The 14,889-nt window shown below is 43.1% G+C and carries 18 protein-coding genes; 14 read left to right on the top strand and 4 right to left on the bottom strand.

Annotated features, from left to right (window positions below; genetic code table 11):
• Nucleotides 1–5: 5 nt before the first annotated feature.
• Together E5N72_RS16045 and E5N72_RS16040 are read left to right on the top strand one after the other, a co-directional pair.
• Nucleotides 6–647 carry an START domain-containing protein gene (locus E5N72_RS16045; RefSeq protein WP_168246748.1) on the top strand — a complete coding sequence of 214 codons (642 nt, stop codon included), beginning with the start codon at nt 6–8 and terminating at the stop codon, nt 645–647.
• An 80-nt stretch (nt 648–727) separates the two neighbouring features.
• Nucleotides 728–1,132 (top strand): diacylglycerol kinase, encoded by a 405-nt coding sequence (locus E5N72_RS16040; protein ID WP_135926029.1) that lies wholly within the window; start codon nt 728–730, stop codon nt 1,130–1,132.
• A gap of 52 nt (nt 1,133–1,184) precedes the next feature.
• Here E5N72_RS16040 and metK read toward each other — a convergent pair whose 3' ends face one another.
• A complete protein-coding gene (metK, locus tag E5N72_RS16035) occupies nt 1,185–2,336 on the bottom strand; it encodes a methionine adenosyltransferase (protein ID WP_135926028.1) in 1,152 nt (383 codons plus the stop codon).
• A 266-nt stretch (nt 2,337–2,602) separates the two neighbouring features.
• Here metK and tkt point away from each other — a divergent pair, with 266 nt between their 5' ends.
• The 4 genes from tkt to E5N72_RS16015 all read left to right on the top strand — a co-directional run bounded on the left by tkt (nt 2,603) and on the right by E5N72_RS16015 (nt 7,382).
• A complete protein-coding gene (tkt, locus tag E5N72_RS16030) occupies nt 2,603–4,594 on the top strand; it encodes a transketolase (protein ID WP_135926027.1) in 1,992 nt (663 codons plus the stop codon).
• Between the two features lie 464 nt (nt 4,595–5,058).
• Nucleotides 5,059–5,370 carry a pyrimidine/purine nucleoside phosphorylase gene (locus E5N72_RS16025; protein WP_135926026.1) on the top strand — a complete coding sequence of 104 codons (312 nt, stop codon included), beginning with the start codon at nt 5,059–5,061 and terminating at the stop codon, nt 5,368–5,370.
• A 182-nt stretch (nt 5,371–5,552) separates the two neighbouring features.
• Complete coding sequence (gene raiA, locus E5N72_RS16020; RefSeq protein ID WP_135926025.1) at nt 5,553–5,909, top strand: ribosome-associated translation inhibitor RaiA; 357 nt, start codon at nt 5,553–5,555, stop codon at nt 5,907–5,909.
• Between the two features lie 240 nt (nt 5,910–6,149).
• Entirely contained in the window at nt 6,150–7,382 is a 1,233-nt protein-coding gene (locus E5N72_RS16015) for a divalent metal cation transporter (protein ID WP_135926024.1), read from the top strand.
• Nucleotides 7,383–7,422: 40 nt separating this feature from the next.
• Here E5N72_RS16015 and E5N72_RS16010 read toward each other — a convergent pair whose 3' ends face one another.
• The 3 genes from E5N72_RS16010 to E5N72_RS16000 are packed head-to-tail and all read right to left on the bottom strand — an operon-like array spanning nt 7,423 to nt 9,731.
• Entirely contained in the window at nt 7,423–8,610 is a 1,188-nt protein-coding gene (locus tag E5N72_RS16010; RefSeq protein ID WP_135926023.1) for a VWA domain-containing protein, read from the bottom strand.
• 1 nt (nt 8,611) lies between these two features.
• Nucleotides 8,612–9,460 carry a MoxR family ATPase gene (locus tag E5N72_RS16005; protein ID WP_135926022.1) on the bottom strand — a complete coding sequence of 283 codons (849 nt, stop codon included), beginning with the start codon at nt 9,458–9,460 and terminating at the stop codon, nt 8,612–8,614.
• A 52-nt stretch (nt 9,461–9,512) separates the two neighbouring features.
• Nucleotides 9,513–9,731: a DUF1653 domain-containing protein gene (locus tag E5N72_RS16000; protein ID WP_135926310.1), complete on the bottom strand. Its 219-nt coding sequence runs from the start codon at nt 9,729–9,731 to the stop codon at nt 9,513–9,515.
• Nucleotides 9,732–9,809: 78 nt separating this feature from the next.
• On the opposite strand from E5N72_RS16000, the gene E5N72_RS15995 reads away from it, so the two are divergent.
• The 8 genes from E5N72_RS15995 to E5N72_RS15960 are packed head-to-tail and all read left to right on the top strand — an operon-like array spanning nt 9,810 to nt 14,885.
• Nucleotides 9,810–10,292 carry a DUF2947 domain-containing protein gene (locus E5N72_RS15995; RefSeq protein ID WP_135926021.1) on the top strand — a complete coding sequence of 161 codons (483 nt, stop codon included), beginning with the start codon at nt 9,810–9,812 and terminating at the stop codon, nt 10,290–10,292.
• A gap of 59 nt (nt 10,293–10,351) precedes the next feature.
• Complete coding sequence (locus E5N72_RS15990; RefSeq protein WP_135926020.1) at nt 10,352–10,984, top strand: hypothetical protein; 633 nt, start codon at nt 10,352–10,354, stop codon at nt 10,982–10,984.
• A gap of 22 nt (nt 10,985–11,006) precedes the next feature.
• Nucleotides 11,007–11,297 carry a cell division protein FtsB gene (gene ftsB, locus E5N72_RS15985; protein WP_135926019.1) on the top strand — a complete coding sequence of 97 codons (291 nt, stop codon included), beginning with the start codon at nt 11,007–11,009 and terminating at the stop codon, nt 11,295–11,297.
• Nucleotides 11,287–11,988: a 2-C-methyl-D-erythritol 4-phosphate cytidylyltransferase gene (gene ispD, locus E5N72_RS15980; RefSeq protein WP_135926018.1), complete on the top strand. Its 702-nt coding sequence runs from the start codon at nt 11,287–11,289 to the stop codon at nt 11,986–11,988. The genes ftsB and ispD overlap by 11 nt, the downstream gene beginning before the upstream one ends.
• Entirely contained in the window at nt 11,985–12,464 is a 480-nt protein-coding gene (ispF, locus tag E5N72_RS15975; RefSeq protein WP_135926017.1) for a 2-C-methyl-D-erythritol 2,4-cyclodiphosphate synthase, read from the top strand. The genes ispD and ispF overlap by 4 nt, the downstream gene beginning before the upstream one ends.
• Complete coding sequence (locus E5N72_RS15970; protein WP_135926016.1) at nt 12,464–13,492, top strand: tRNA pseudouridine(13) synthase TruD; 1,029 nt, start codon at nt 12,464–12,466, stop codon at nt 13,490–13,492. The genes ispF and E5N72_RS15970 overlap by 1 nt, the downstream gene beginning before the upstream one ends.
• Nucleotides 13,493–14,257: a 5'/3'-nucleotidase SurE gene (gene surE, locus E5N72_RS15965; protein ID WP_135926015.1), complete on the top strand. Its 765-nt coding sequence runs from the start codon at nt 13,493–13,495 to the stop codon at nt 14,255–14,257.
• Entirely contained in the window at nt 14,247–14,885 is a 639-nt protein-coding gene (locus E5N72_RS15960; RefSeq protein WP_135926014.1) for a protein-L-isoaspartate(D-aspartate) O-methyltransferase, read from the top strand. The genes surE and E5N72_RS15960 overlap by 11 nt, the downstream gene beginning before the upstream one ends.
• The last annotated feature ends 4 nt before the right edge of the window (nt 14,886–14,889 follow it).

The raw sequence follows: 14,889 nt of genomic DNA, 5'->3' as shown, positions 1-14,889 counted from the left end.
ATAAAGTGCGTCTTTGCTTAATAGTTGGGTTAGCTTGGCTGAGTTTATCTGCCTGTGCTAATCCGATTGAATGGCAAATCTACAAGCAACAAGACGACATCAAGGTTAGTTATAAAAAGCATGACACCGGCATTATAGAAATTAATGCTTCTGTGCTGGTTAAAAACGCCAAAGCGAGTGACTTTATGGCGTTATTAAGTGATACAGAAAACGCGCCTAATTGGCTCGAAAACGTGAAAAGCGTAACCTTATTGGAGCGCTTAAGTCCCTCAGAAACTCTTGTTTATACCCACTTTAATTCGCCTTGGCCGGTATCAGATCGAGACTTGGTGAGTTACTCTTGTTATCGCGCTTTAGGTGAGCATAAAACTGAGCTACAAATTAAAAGCCAGCCCTATGCAAAAGCAGAAGTGGCAGGAGTTGTACGAATTAAAAACCTCACTGCATATTGGCGCTTAGAACAGCAACAAGATAATTTATTAGTGAGCCATCAAGCTTATGCAGATCCGAGTGGCTCTATCCCTTATTGGTTAAGTAACAAAGTGTCATTAAAAAGTGTTTATAAAACACTACAATCGCTCAGAGAGCAGTTAACTAATAATCAGTTTTCGCGCACCAAAACCAGCAGCATCCCCGGTAATTGCTAGCAATTAAAACAAGAGTCTTATGGTGACAGTGTAAGAGTTTATTATTATGATCAGGTTAATTCTGAGGCAGTAGGTAAAAAATGAAAGAACCAAAAATCCCCCTGGTCAATAAGCCAAATGGCCTTGGTATTGGACGCATTTTAAAAGCAACTAAATGCTCGATTAAAGGCTTTAAAGCGGCGTTTAAAGAAGAGTCTGCATTTCGTTCTGAAATTTATTTAGGACTGTGTTTGTTACCCTTGTCGGTCGTATTGGCGCAGTCACTTAATCACTGGTTAGTGTTGTTTATTCCCTATTTATTATTATTAATCGTCGAGTTACTTAACTCATCAATAGAAGCGCTGACTGACCGAGTTGGCATTGAGTATCATGTATTATCAGGGCGAGCCAAAGATATGGCCTCTGCAGCGGTGACATTGTCGCTGGTGGTTTTAGCCTTGGTATGGGGTGTGGCTGTTTACGAAAAAATAGTTTCCTACTTTTAAATCAAACACAAAAAAAGCGCCAAACGGCGCTTTTTTCATTTTATTTAACCTATTACAGGCCAGCAGCTGCGCGAAGTGCGTCAGCTTTGTCTGTGCTTTCCCAAGGGAACTCATTACGACCGAAGTGACCATAAGCCGCAGTCGGTTGATAGATAGGACGCTCAAGATCAAGCATTTGGATTAAGCCGTAAGGGCGTAGGTCGAAGTGCTCACGCACTAATTCGATTAGACGTGCTTCATCTAATTTACCTGTACCAAATGTTTCGATGCTGATAGATGTTGGCTCTGCAACACCGATAGCGTAAGAAACTTGTAGCTCACACTTGTCAGCAAGACCAGCAGCAACCACGTTTTTAGCAACGTAACGTGCAGCATATGCAGCTGAGCGGTCAACTTTTGATGGATCTTTACCAGAGAAAGCACCACCACCGTGACGAGCCATACCACCGTATGTATCTACGATGATTTTACGGCCTGTAAGACCACAGTCACCCATAGGGCCACCGATTACGAAACGGCCAGTTGGGTTGATGAAGAACTTAGTCGCGCTTGAGATAAGCTCAGCAGGAAGAACCGGCTTAATGATAGTTTCCATTACCGCTTCAACTAAGTCGTTTTGTGAGATTGAATCACAGTGTTGAGTTGAAAGAACAACTGCATCAATACCAACAGGCTTGCCATTTTCGTATGCAAACGTTACTTGAGATTTTGCATCTGGACGTAACCAGTTAAGCTCACCGCTCTTACGAACTTCAGCTTGACGCTGAACTAGACGGTGTGAATAAGTGATTGGTGCAGGCATTAAAACGTCAGTTTCATTACATGCATAACCGAACATTAAACCTTGGTCACCAGCGCCTTGGTCTTCTGGACGAGCACGGTCAACACCTTGGTTAATATCTGGAGATTGTTTACCGATAGTGTTTAGGATTGCACACGAGTCAGCATCGAAACCCATGTCTGAGTGCGTGTAACCGATTTCACGTACAGTTTTACGTGTAATTTCTTCGATATCTACCCAAGCGCTAGTAGTGATTTCACCACCAACCATAACCATACCAGTCTTTACGTATGTCTCACATGCAACACGGGCATGAGAATCTTGCTCTAAGATAGCATCTAGAACCGCGTCAGAGATTTGGTCCGCGATTTTATCCGGATGACCTTCAGAAACAGATTCAGAAGTAAATAAATGTTTTGCCATTGTATTTCTGCTCACAAATATTGCGCTCCACAAACGTCGGTAATAGCGCTAAAAAAATAAGGGGCGTATTTTATCTAAAACAAATATGTTTGCATAGTAATTTTACGCCTAGACGTCCATTTAAAATTACTAATAACGTATTGTTCTTAACAAACGCCCATAAACGGTGCATTTAATGCGGATTTTTAATTGCACTGTACCCTTACAATAAGTAAGAATGGAGCTTCATAAACAACCAGCGCAAATACATAAAGGTAGGAGAATTCATGCCATCACGCAAAGAACTTGCAAATGCTATTCGCGTCTTATCAATGGACGCAGTACAACAGGCCAAATCTGGCCACCCTGGCGCCCCTATGGGCATGGCAGATATCGCAGAAGTACTATGGCGCGATTATCTAAAGCACAACCCTACGAATCCAGAGTGGGCAGACCGCGATCGATTTATTCTTTCGAATGGTCACGGTTCAATGCTGATCTATTCTCTACTGCACTTAAGTGGCTATGACTTACCACTCGAAGAAATTAAAAACTTCCGCCAAATGCACTCAAAAACACCGGGCCACCCAGAATATGGTTATGCGCCTGGTATTGAGACCACTACGGGTCCATTAGGTCAAGGGATCACAAATGCTGTGGGCATGGCAATTGCCGAGAAAGCACTTGCTGCACAGTTTAACCGTGAAGGCCACGATATTGTTGATCACTACACCTATGCATTTATGGGTGATGGCTGTTTAATGGAAGGTATTTCTCACGAAGCCTGTTCATTAGCCGGTACATTAGGCCTAGGTAAACTAGTTGCGTTTTGGGATGACAATGGCATCTCAATTGATGGTGAAGTAGAAGGGTGGTTCAGTGACGATACACCAGCGCGCTTCAAAGCATACGGTTGGCACGTAGTAAGCGATGTAGATGGTCATAACCCTGATGCAATTCGCGCCGCTATCGAAGAAGCACGTAGCATTACTGATAAACCATCACTAATTTGCTGTAAAACAATCATTGGTTACGGTTCACCTAACAAATCAGGTAGCCACGACTGTCACGGTGCACCACTAGGTGAAGACGAAATCAAAGCATCTCGTGAGTTCCTAGGTTGGACAGGTGATGCATTTGAAATTCCAGCTGAAATCTACAGCGAGTGGGATGGCAAAGAAAAAGGTAAGCAACTAGAAGCTAGCTGGGATGAAAAATTTGCCGCTTATGCAAGTGCATACCCAGAGCTTGCAGCTGAGTTTAAACGCCGTACCAACGGTGAGTTACCAGCTGATTGGGCTGAAAAGTCACAAGCTTACATTGAAGAGCTACAAGCAAACCCTGCAAACCCAGCAACACGTAAAGCATCACAAAATGCACTAAACGCGTTTGGTCCGTTACTACCAGAATTCATGGGCGGTTCTGCTGACCTTGCTGGTTCTAACTTAACACTTTGGGATGGCTCAAAAGGCTTAGAAGCAAATGATGCAAGCGGTAACTACATTTTCTACGGCGTACGTGAATTTGGTATGTCAGCGATTATGAATGGTATTGCACTGCATAAAGGCTTTATTCCTTACGGTGCTACATTCTTAATGTTCATGGAATACGCACGTAACGCAGTACGTATGGCTGCACTAATGAAGCAACCAAGTATCTTCGTATACACGCACGACTCAATTGGTCTAGGTGAAGATGGTCCGACGCACCAACCTGTAGAGCAAATTGCAAGCATGCGTTTAACGCCTAACCTAGTGAACTGGCGTCCATGTGACCAAGTAGAGTCTGCGATTGCATGGCAACAAGCTATCGAGCGTAAAGATGGCCCAACGTCACTTATTTTCACTCGTCAAGGCCTTGAGCAACAAGCGCGTACTGCACAGCAGTTAGCTGATGTGAAAAAAGGTGGTTACGTACTTAGCTGTGACGGTGAGCCAGAGCTTATCCTTATCGCAACAGGTTCTGAAGTACAGCTTGCACAAGATGCAGCTGCAGAGCTTCGTTCACAAGGTAAAAAAGTACGTGTGGTATCTATGCCTTCAACAGACTTATTTGATGAGCAAGACGCTGCATATAAAGAAAGTGTACTACCAGCAAGCGTTACTCGCCGCGTAGCAATCGAAGCGGGTATCGCAGACTACTGGTACAAGTATGTAGGCCTAAATGGCGCAGTAGTAGGTATGACGACCTTCGGTGAGTCAGCACCTGCAGGCGAGCTATTCAAGCACTTTGGTTTCACTGTTGAAAACATCGTAAATAAAGCAAACGCTTTGTTCTAAGCTTAAGCCACTAAAATTTAAAAGCCCGCCCTGTATGTCACAGTGCGGGTTTTTTTATGCCGGTTTTGGGATCGGAATGAATCCAACACACTCGGAGCTGGTAGATTGGGTATAACGGATTGAAGTCCAACACATTCTAAGCTGTCAGCCATGATATAGTCCTTAATACCAATAGATACCTAGTTATGGTATCAGTTGAGCATGGATGTGAGATGTGTAACAAAGCTTTCAAGCCATATTTTTGAACTCAAACTAAATCAAGAATAATGCATTGGATGAGGTAAAGTAATGTCGTCGCTTATCATGCAGATACTCGTGCTAAAGCACGACCTACCACCATTGCACGATCGGCTTAAAACTGACAGCTAACCCGACTTGATTATTTCTCACCCAGCCACTCTTGAATGCTAAACCGACAACTGGCAATGTTTATACGTTAATAATAAAACATAACAGGAGTAAGTATGACTCAGTTTGACAGTGTAAGTGTTGTAAAAAAAGCGAATGTCTATTTTGATGGTAAAGTTTCGAGCCGTGTTGTGCTATTCGCCGATGGCAGCACTAAAACATTGGGCTTTATGCAGCCGGGAGAATTTGAGTTTGGTACAAATCAGAAAGAGCATATGGAGTTACTAGCAGGAGAGTGGCAAGTATTACTGCCTGGCGAAACTGAGTGGCAAGCCATGAAAGCTGGAGATTCATTTAACGTAGACGCACACGTGACATTCCGCGTGAAGGTATCAGATTTTGCTGACTACTGTTGTTCGTACACTTAATGAACTGTTGTTAACCTTTATAAAAAGCCCGTGTGATGCGGGCTTTTGCATATTTTATCCGCAACGCATGATCTAAATCATCTGTGGTTACAATCAATTACTAATTATCTGCAATTTTCGCTTGTGTTAATTCAATTCGCCCCCAATACTAACTGTGAGGTAACAAGAAAAAAGGATACCCTATGAAGATTAATATTTCTGGTCATCATGTTGACGTTACTGAGGCTGTTAGAGCTCATATCAACGAGAAGTTCTCGAAAATTGCTAGCCATTTTCCATCATTAATATCTCTCGATATTATTCTTTCAAAAGAGCATCACAAATACCAAGCTGAGATAAGCACGACCTATGAAGGCGCACGCTTATCAGTAAAAGGTGAAGACGAGGTGATGTACCCAGCAATTGCAAATGCTGCAAAAAAACTAGATGCATCATTGAAACATCGTAAAGGGCAAATGAAAGCCAAACTACACGAAAAGCCGGTCAGTACAACTCCGGAAATTGCCCACGAAATTATTCAGGAAATGGATTTAACTTAATTTTACTTAATAAAGTGCCGCGCTAGGTTTAGCTAGAATCTAGCGTTTACAATCAAACTAAGAAAGCCAACCGTTGTGAAACGTTTGGCTTTTTTGGTTTTAATATTCAGCCGTCAGATTGAAGTTTCAAAAGTTAGCGAGTTACTTGATTCGTTAGCTAACTTGCTAACGTGCTCTGCTTCCAATCTCACCTAAAACGCTGTAAGTTGCTTGTTACTAAGAATAAAACACACACAACTTATGCAATCAGCAGTATCAAATTGGCAATCTAAATTAAATGCATTAGGGCCGGGTATTTTAATGGCCACAGCTGCCATTGGTGGCTCACACTTAGTGGCATCAACACAAGCAGGGTCGTTATTCGGTTGGCAATTATTTTGGCTAATCATAGTAGTAAATGTATTGAAGTACCCATTCTTTCGATTTGGCATGGAGTACACCCTTGCGACCAAACAAAGTTTAGTTGAGGGCTACAAGCAAAAAGGGCCGGGGTATTTCTATAGTTTTATTGCGCTTAATATTGTTGCCGCTGTGGTGAACACCGCTGGAGTTTTATTATTAACGGCCAGCCTGCTGCACTACGCATTGCCTGTTACGGTTTCTGTAACGCTATTATGCTGGCTGATTTTGGCTGTGTGTTTGCTTATTTTGTTATTGGGGCACTTTAAGGCGCTCGATAATGTTTCAAAGCTAATTATGGGGTTGCTAACGGTTACGACATTAGCAGCACTAGTCGTCGCTATTAATAATGGCCCAATGGCTCCTGTTGACTACGTGGGCCCGTCGCCTTATGAGCTTGCCATGCTTGGCTTTATGGTCGCGCTCATGGGCTGGATGCCTGCGCCTATCGAGATATCAGCAATTAGCTCACTGTGGCTAAAAGAAAAGCAGCATCAACAAGCGCTGACAAAACAACAAGGCTTGTTTGACTTTAATTTGGGCTACTGGCTTACCGCAGCACTTGCATTAGTATTTTTCTCACTAGGTGTATTAGTGCAATACGGTCAAGCCCAGGCTGTGCAATTAGGTGGCGTTGCCTTTGCAAAGCAGCTAATTGATATGTACGCCCTCACTATGGGCGAGTGGGCAAGGCCACTGGTTTCAGGTATCGCTTTTTTATGTATGTTTGGCACCACGCTAACAGTGCTTGATGGCTACGCCAGAACATTAAATGAGTCGCATAAACTGCTACCGATTAAACAGTCTAAACACAGTTTAAATATGTGGTTATTACTGCAAGCATTTGCTGGCATGGCTGTGATTTTATTCTTTAAATCGGCCCTAGGCCCAATGCTTACTTTTGCAATGACCCTCGCTTTTGTCACGACCCCTGTCTTTGCGTGGCTGAACTTTAGCTTAGTGCGCTCAGAAGCCAGTATTCATCACTCAACCTTACTTCGCATATTGAGCTGGTTAGGCTTAGCTTATTTGGTGGGCTTTGCGCTGGTGTTTTTGGTTTGGAAGATAATGTAGGTTAGTAAAGTTTGCGCGATGTAAAATCGCGCCTACAATTTTAACTCAACTCCCTAATTGCATTACTAATCCCATCTAGCGTGAGTGGATACATACGGTTATCCATTAACTGCTTTATAAAATCAATTGATTGATAATAGCGCCAGTGTTCAACGGGTTGCGGGTTGAGCCAAGCGACTTTATCAAAGTGATTAGTTATGCGGTTTAGCCAAGCGCTGCCGGGTTCTTCATTCCAATGCTCAACGCTGCCACCGGGGTAGGCGATTTCGTAGGGGCCCATGGTGGCATCGCCAACAAAGATCACCTTGTAGTCGCTGGTGAACTTGTTAATCAAGGTCATGGTATCAAGTACGTTTGAGTGACGACGCTGATTATCTTGCCAAACATGCTCATATAAACAGTTATGAAAATAGTAAAACTCTAGGTGCTTAAATTCGCTATGAGCGGCGCTAAATAGCTCTTCGCAGGTATGAATGTAATCATCCATTGAACCGCCGATATCAAATAGCATCAATACTTTTACTGCATTGTGGCGCTCAGGTGCCATTTTTACATCGAGCATGCCGCCTTGCTTTGCAGTTGCGCGGATGGTTTCGGTTAAATCGAGGGTATCGCTGGCACCAGTACGGGCAAATTTACGCAGTTTTTTTAGGGCAAGCTTAATGGTGCGTGAGCCAATTTCACGGTCGCTATCAAGGTTTCGGTAGCTGTGTTTATCCCATACTTTTACCGCACGGCGATGTCGGTTTCCGTCTTGACCAATACGCACACCTTCAGGGTTATAACCATAGGCGCCAAATGGCGAAGTGCCACCGGTACCTACCCACTTATTACCTCCAGCATGGCGTTTCTGCTGCTCTTCAAGGCGTTGCTTGAGGGTTTCCATGAGTTTATCAAGGCCGCCCATGGCTTGTAATTGCGCCTTTTCTTCTTCGCTTAAGTGCTTTTCAAACTCTTTACGCAGCCAATCATCAGGCAAGGCATGTTGCTGTTTTAAGCTTTCGAGCAGATCAAGGTCGGCCACGCCACTAAAGTAATCAGCAAAGGCTTTATCAAAGCGATCAAAGTGGGTTTCATCTTTAACCATGATGGTACGCGCTAAATAATAAAACGCGTCAACATCGGCAAAAATAACCCCTTGCTTGAGCGCATTGATCAAATCAAGTAGTTCTCGCAAACTAACAGGTAAGCGGTATTCGCGAAGCTTAAAGAAAAACGCAATTAACATCTTAACGGCGGCTCATAAACGCAAGTTTTTCGATTAAGCTAATGTCTTGCTCGTTCTTTAATAACGCGCCAAACATTGGCATTAAACCGCCTTTTTGGCTTTTATCATGCAGTGTTTTAGCGTCTATATCTTCAGCCATCAGTAGCTTTAACCAATCGAGTAATTCACTGGTAGATGGTTTTTTCTTAATGCCATTAACTTCACGTAGATTAAAGAACACCTCAAGTGCTTGGCGTACTAGATCTTGTTTAACATGCGGGTGATGCACATCGATAATTTGCGCCATTTCTTCACTACTAGGAAAATCAATGTAATGGAAAAAACAACGACGTAAAAAGGCATCTGGCAGCTCTTTTTCGTTATTTGACGTGATGATCACAATCGGACGTTGCTTAGCAACAACGCGCTCACCGGTTTCATAAACATGAAACTCCATTTTATCGAGCTCTAATAGCAAGTCGTTGGGAAATTCAATATCGGCTTTGTCAATTTCATCAATCAATAATACAGGGCGTTTGTTATGTTGCTCACCATAAGTAAAGGCTTGCCATAATTTCCCTTTTACAATGTAGTTGCTGATATCGTGCACACGCTCATCACCTAATTGGCTGTCGCGAAGACGAGATACAGCATCATACTCATACAGGCCTTGCTGCGCTTTAGTGGTTGATTTGATGTGCCATTGAATTAGCGTGGTGTCTAAGCTTTTGGCAAGCTCTTCGGCCAGCATGGTTTTACCTGTGCCGGGTTCACCTTTTATAAGCAGGGGCTTTTCGAGCAAGATAGCTGCGTTAACCGCTTGTTTTAATGAATTACTGGCAATGTAGTTATCGGTTGAATTAAAAAGCACGATGTCACCTTATCTGGTCTGAGCAGTGATTAATAACGTCATGATGCCACAGTTAGTCGGCGTCTGAAAGGTATGCAAAGCGTGGTACGGTTTTACCCTCTACTATGACCGTTTCTGTAAACATACTAAGCGGGCGTGCCCACATACCAAATTCACCGTATAGCGCTTGGTATATAACAAGTGGCTCATTGCTTTCGCTGTGTGTGGCAACATACTCTACTTTGTATTTTGGGCCTTTATAATGTTGGTAAATGCCGGGTTTGATTGTCATGTGTTTATCTCGCATCTTGGAGTCATTTGGGTATAATTGCAGTTTGCACATTTTACCCTGAAACAAACTGCCTAAACTATGAATTATATTTCGTTAGATGAATACAAAAAAGCCTGGGTTTTTCGTCATAAAGATATGCCGATAAGCGCAGAAGATGCCGCACAAATAAAACCAATGACAGCTGAGCGCGCAGCGGTTTTATGGACCACTATGGTAAGCCGTGAGCATGATCACCCTGACTTTTTTGATAAAACAGATTGGTGCGGTAAAGATGACAGTTTTTCTGAAACTGTTAACTGGGAAAATGCATGGGAAGCGGGTGATGAGCAACTACCTGAAGAAATCCTTAACCATTTAGAGTGGGAAGCCAATACGACCGTGTATTTTTGTATGGCGCGCGACAATATTATCGAAACCAGCTTTGCCGTATTTAAGCGTTGTTGGCAAAACTTTATGTTTTTAGCCGATGGTAGTTTATTGCTAGGTAAAAAGCGTGATGCTGTGGTGCAGTTTTTAGAATCTGGTAATGCAAAACTGGGTAAAAAAGGTGCAGTAAAGTAGCGCTCAATAAACGCTCTATGCTATAAAACAGTCAAGCAATTGTTTTATAAGAGCGCGCATTGTCTATTTCTCATTCACAAAGTGAAACGTCACAACAAGCTGAAATTTGGCAAACAGATGCCGAACGAGCATTGTATGCACAGTTATGTAACGCGTTTTATGCTCGTGAGATCCCACGGTTAGTTGATGAACCTGATGCAGCAAGGCTAAAACGCTTATTAGCAAGTTTGCCTTACTACATAGAGCGTTTAGCGATGCGTATCGTAAGCGGTGATGCACCATTACAACTTGATTCGCAAAATGGTAGTTGGCTCGAGAAACAAAAGGCATCGCCTCCGGTCTACAGTAAAGAAGACTCAAAAAATTTTTACACTAAATATGCTAAGCGCGGGTTAATTGTTCCTGTGTTAATTAATGATGAGCAATGTACAAGGGTGCGCATAGACAGCTTAGATCAAGTAAGCGACAATAAGGTACATTGTAATGAGCTAGGTTGGTTTGATGTGTCGGGAGAGTCACTAGAACACATACCAGCGCAAATATTAAAGCCATCAAAATTGGTTATGACAGCTGCATGCTGTGGTCATCAGTGGCAATACAATAAGCGCATAACACCTAAGCGTTTGTCATTAAGAGAAATGCTACTAGCAAGTAATATAAATTGGCGTAATCTAAAACGCCCTTTGACTTAATTTAACCGCGAAGGAGTGTTCAATGCGGGTTTTTCAATTCGCCTTGTTATGTTTGGCATTATTTATTCAGTACCGTTTGTGGTTTGGCCATAATGGAGTGCAAGATTACACTCGTTTAAAACAAGCCGTAGCATCACATCAAGATACGAATGCTAAATTATTAAAACGTAATACGGTACTAAAAGCCGACATTAAAGATTTAAAGCTTGGTCAAGAGGGTATTGAAGAACGAGCGCGTAACGAATTAGGAATGATTAAACCTGGTGAAACCTTTATTCGAGTATTACCAGGTCAGCAGTATAATGAACAATAAACAAATTATTACCGCAATTGTTCCCGCTGCGGGAGTAGGGAGTCGAATGCAACATTCGGCGCCTAAACAATATATCGAGCTTGCGGGTAAAACTATTTTAGAGCATACCTTAAGCAAGCTTGCTGAGCTTGAATGCCTTAATACCATAAAAGTCGCTATTAGTGATGATGATGGCTATTTTGCCGATTTACCCTATATAGATGCGCGAATTGAACGTGTGAGTGGTGGTAAAGAACGCGCCGATTCAGTGCTAAATGCTTTGCTATCACTTGCTGACAACCCACCTGACTGGGTACTTGTTCACGATGCGGCAAGACCGTTAGTGTGCTTGGCAGATATTCAGCGTTTAATCGCTGAATGTACTGCTGCCAATGAAGGCGGTATTTTGGCATCAAAAGTAAAAGACACCATAAAGCGCGGCCATACCCACAGTGAGCAAACAGTGCCACGTGACGATTTATGGCAGGCGCTAACCCCTCAGTTTTTCCCTTACAAATTGCTGACCGATGCGCTATCAAATGCCCTTCAAAGTGGTGTGACTATTACTGATGAGGCATCGGCAATTGAATGGGCCAAACAGCCTGTTAAGCTGGTTGCTGGTCGCAGTGATAATATTAAAATCACCACCCCTGAAGATTTAGATTTAGCAGCATTTTTATTGCAAAAACAACAAAACGAGAGTACCTCATGATTCGAATTGGCCATGGCTTTGATGTACACAAATTTGGTGGCGAAGGGCCACTGGTGATTTGTGGTGAAAAAATTGATTATCCACAAGGCTTTTTAGCACATTCAGATGGTGATGTGGCAATTCATGCTTTATGCGATGCAATATTAGGTGCACTTGCAATGGGCGATATTGGCAAGCACTTCCCTGATACTGCTAGCGAATACGAAAATATTGATAGCCGAATTTTGCTACGCCACGTGGTTGGGCTTGCTAAAGAGCAAGGTTATGTTCTTGGCAATGCCGATGTCACGATTGTTGCTCAAGCCCCCAAAATGTTGCCACATATTCAAGCAATGCGTGAAAACTTATGCCAAGACCTTGAAGCAGATATTTCACAAGTGAATGTAAAAGCAACGACTACAGAGAAGTTGGGCTTTGAAGGTCGTAAAGAAGGTATCTCAAGCCATGCTGTGGTAATTATGAGAAAGCAAGATTGATGAGTGAACTAAATTACCTTTACGGCAAACCTCTTTCGAAAGCTGATTTTAAAACCACTGCCGAAGATTTTATGGTTGATGAAGACTTGGGCATTGAGTTTACAGGCTCTGGTGAGCATGTCTGTTTACAAGTGGTAAAAAAAGGTGAAAACACTCAGTTTGTTGCTAAACGTATTGCTGAAAAAGCCGGTGTTTCCCCGCGTGATGTGAGTTACGCGGGCTTAAAAGACCGTCATGGTGTATGTACACAATGGTTTAGTGTGCCAGTGCCAATTAAAAAGCATATTGAATTTAGTGAACTGAATAACGAGCAGTTTTTTGTTATTTCGCAACAGCGCCACAATCGCAAACTCAGAACCGGCTGCCATAAAGGCAACCGCTTCACCATCACTTTACGTAATGTGACTGAACCACTTGATATTTTATGCCGTATTAACGCGGTGCGTGCCGGTGTGCCTAATTACTTTGGTGAACAACGCTTTGGTCATGGTGGGCACAACCTTGAAATGGCAAAACGCATGTTTGCCGGAGAGCGTATTCGCGACAAAAAATTACGAGGTTTAGTGATCTCTGCAGCGCGCTCTTATGTGTTTAATGAAATTGTGAGCTTGCGCGTTGCTGAACATGGCCTTGCGAAAACCATGCACCGCGAAGTATTTATGTTAAGTGGCAGCAATGCCTTTTTTGAAGATAACATTAGCGACGATAATATTGCCCGCTTAGCGTCTGGCGATATCGTGATGTCGGCCCCTATGGTTGGTAAAGGTGAAAAAGGCCTTACCGAGGCCGAAAAAACGTGGCTCGAACCTTATCAGTCTTGGATAGCTGGCCTTAGCGAACTTGGTCTTAAAAACGAGCGTAGAATGTTACGCTTGATCCCAGATTCATTAGCGGTTGAAACCCTAGACGAGACAACATTAAAGCTGAGCTTTGGGTTACCAAAAGGGTGTTTTGCCACAGCCTTGTTGCGTGAGCTGGTGGACTATCAAGATGCCAGCCCAAAAGAACAAAAACAAAAGGATGCGTAGATGAAAATTTTATTAAGTAATGATGATGGTGTAAATGCAAAAGGGATCGCAGTTTTATATCAAGCCCTGACCCAAATTGCTGATGTGACACTTGTTGCACCTGATCGTAATTGCAGTGGTGCAAGTAATTCATTGACCTTAATGAATCCACTGCGTGCAACAACCTTAGAAAATGGTTTTATTTCAATTAATGGCACGCCAACTGATTGTGTGCACCTTGGTGTCAATGAGTTAATGGATGAGCAGCCGGATCTTGTGGTTGCAGGCATTAATCATGGTGCCAACCTCGGTGATGATACTTTGTATTCGGGCACTGTTGCTGCTGCAACCGAGGGACGCCATTTAGGGCTTCCGGCTATCGCCGTATCTTTGTGTTCTAAAGAAGGGAATCATTTTGAAACCGCCGCTGCTGTTGCTGTGAGTATCATTAAAGAATTAGCTTCGCACCCGTTACCAAAAGATCAAATTATCAATCTAAACGTACCTGACGTGCCACTTGTTGAATTAAAAGGCGTGAAAGTAACACGCTTAGGAGCACGCCATAAAGCCGAAACCATGACTAAACAGCAAGATCCATGGGGTCGCGATATATACTGGTATGGTACCTTGGGTGCTGAAAGTGATGCAGGGGAAGGCACTGATTTTTATGCCATTAATAATGGCTACGCATCAGTCACACCTCTTAGTGTTGATATGACGGCTAAAGAAAGCCTACAAGCCGTTGATAGCTGGTTAGCAAATATGGAGATTAACGGTGCTGACTAATTATAATCGCAGTGCACTTGCATTAGCTGAATTATTAAAGCGCGAGGGTGTCGAAGACAGTGTCGTGCTAGAGGCAATTGCAACAACGCCTCGCCATATCTTTGTTGATGATGTTTTACAGCATAAAGCCTATCAAAATACCGCATTACCAATTGGTCAAGGGCAAACTATTTCGCAGCCTTACATTGTTGCACGTATGACAGAGTTACTTCGTTTAGCTGGGGTTCGCGATAAAGTGCTTGAGATAGGCACTGGGTCTGGCTACCAAACAGCGATTTTAGCTAAAACCTTCACCAAAGTGTGCTCAGTTGAGCGCATTAAAGCACTACAGTGGCAAGCGAAGCGCCGCTTACATAAGCTTGATTTATACAATGTCACTATGAAGCATGGCGATGGCTGGCAAGGATGGCAGTCACAAGCGCCCTTTGAGGGGATCATTGTCACTGCTGCGGCAGCAACAATGCCGCACGGATTACTTGAACAACTTGCTGATGGTGGCGTGATGATTGCACCCATTGGTGAGCAAGATCAGCAATTAATGATGGTTGTTAGAAATGGCGACACATTTACAGAACATAAAGTTGCACCAGTGAGATTTGTACCTTTGGTGCCTGGTGATATTGAATAGGACC

Origin of the sequence: Pseudoalteromonas sp. MEBiC 03607, assembly GCF_004792295.1 — a bacterium.
Taxonomy (GTDB): Bacteria; Pseudomonadota; Gammaproteobacteria; order Enterobacterales; family Alteromonadaceae; genus Pseudoalteromonas; species Pseudoalteromonas lipolytica_C.
Note: the sequence above shows the minus strand (reverse complement) of the source record. Positions and strands in the feature narration are given on the sequence as shown.

Excerpts from the sequence above, each read along its gene's own strand:
- E5N72_RS16040 (WP_135926029.1), top strand. The coding sequence starts at position 728 with ATGAAAGAACCAAAAATCCCCCTGGTCAATAAGCCAAATGGCCTTGGT.
- metK (WP_135926028.1), bottom strand. The coding sequence starts at position 2,336 with ATGGCAAAACATTTATTTACTTCTGAATCTGTTTCTGAAGGTCATCCG.
- tkt (WP_135926027.1), top strand. The coding sequence starts at position 2,603 with ATGCCATCACGCAAAGAACTTGCAAATGCTATTCGCGTCTTATCAATG.
- E5N72_RS16025 (WP_135926026.1), top strand. The coding sequence starts at position 5,059 with ATGACTCAGTTTGACAGTGTAAGTGTTGTAAAAAAAGCGAATGTCTAT.
- raiA (WP_135926025.1), top strand. The coding sequence starts at position 5,553 with ATGAAGATTAATATTTCTGGTCATCATGTTGACGTTACTGAGGCTGTT.
- E5N72_RS16015 (WP_135926024.1), top strand. The coding sequence starts at position 6,150 with ATGCAATCAGCAGTATCAAATTGGCAATCTAAATTAAATGCATTAGGG.
- E5N72_RS16010 (WP_135926023.1), bottom strand. The coding sequence starts at position 8,610 with ATGTTAATTGCGTTTTTCTTTAAGCTTCGCGAATACCGCTTACCTGTT.
- E5N72_RS16000 (WP_135926310.1), bottom strand. The coding sequence starts at position 9,731 with ATGACAATCAAACCCGGCATTTACCAACATTATAAAGGCCCAAAATAC.
- E5N72_RS15995 (WP_135926021.1), top strand. The coding sequence starts at position 9,810 with ATGAATTATATTTCGTTAGATGAATACAAAAAAGCCTGGGTTTTTCGT.
- ftsB (WP_135926019.1), top strand. The coding sequence starts at position 11,007 with ATGCGGGTTTTTCAATTCGCCTTGTTATGTTTGGCATTATTTATTCAG.
- ispD (WP_135926018.1), top strand. The coding sequence starts at position 11,287 with ATGAACAATAAACAAATTATTACCGCAATTGTTCCCGCTGCGGGAGTA.
- ispF (WP_135926017.1), top strand. The coding sequence starts at position 11,985 with ATGATTCGAATTGGCCATGGCTTTGATGTACACAAATTTGGTGGCGAA.
- E5N72_RS15970 (WP_135926016.1), top strand. The coding sequence starts at position 12,464 with ATGAGTGAACTAAATTACCTTTACGGCAAACCTCTTTCGAAAGCTGAT.
- surE (WP_135926015.1), top strand. The coding sequence starts at position 13,493 with ATGAAAATTTTATTAAGTAATGATGATGGTGTAAATGCAAAAGGGATC.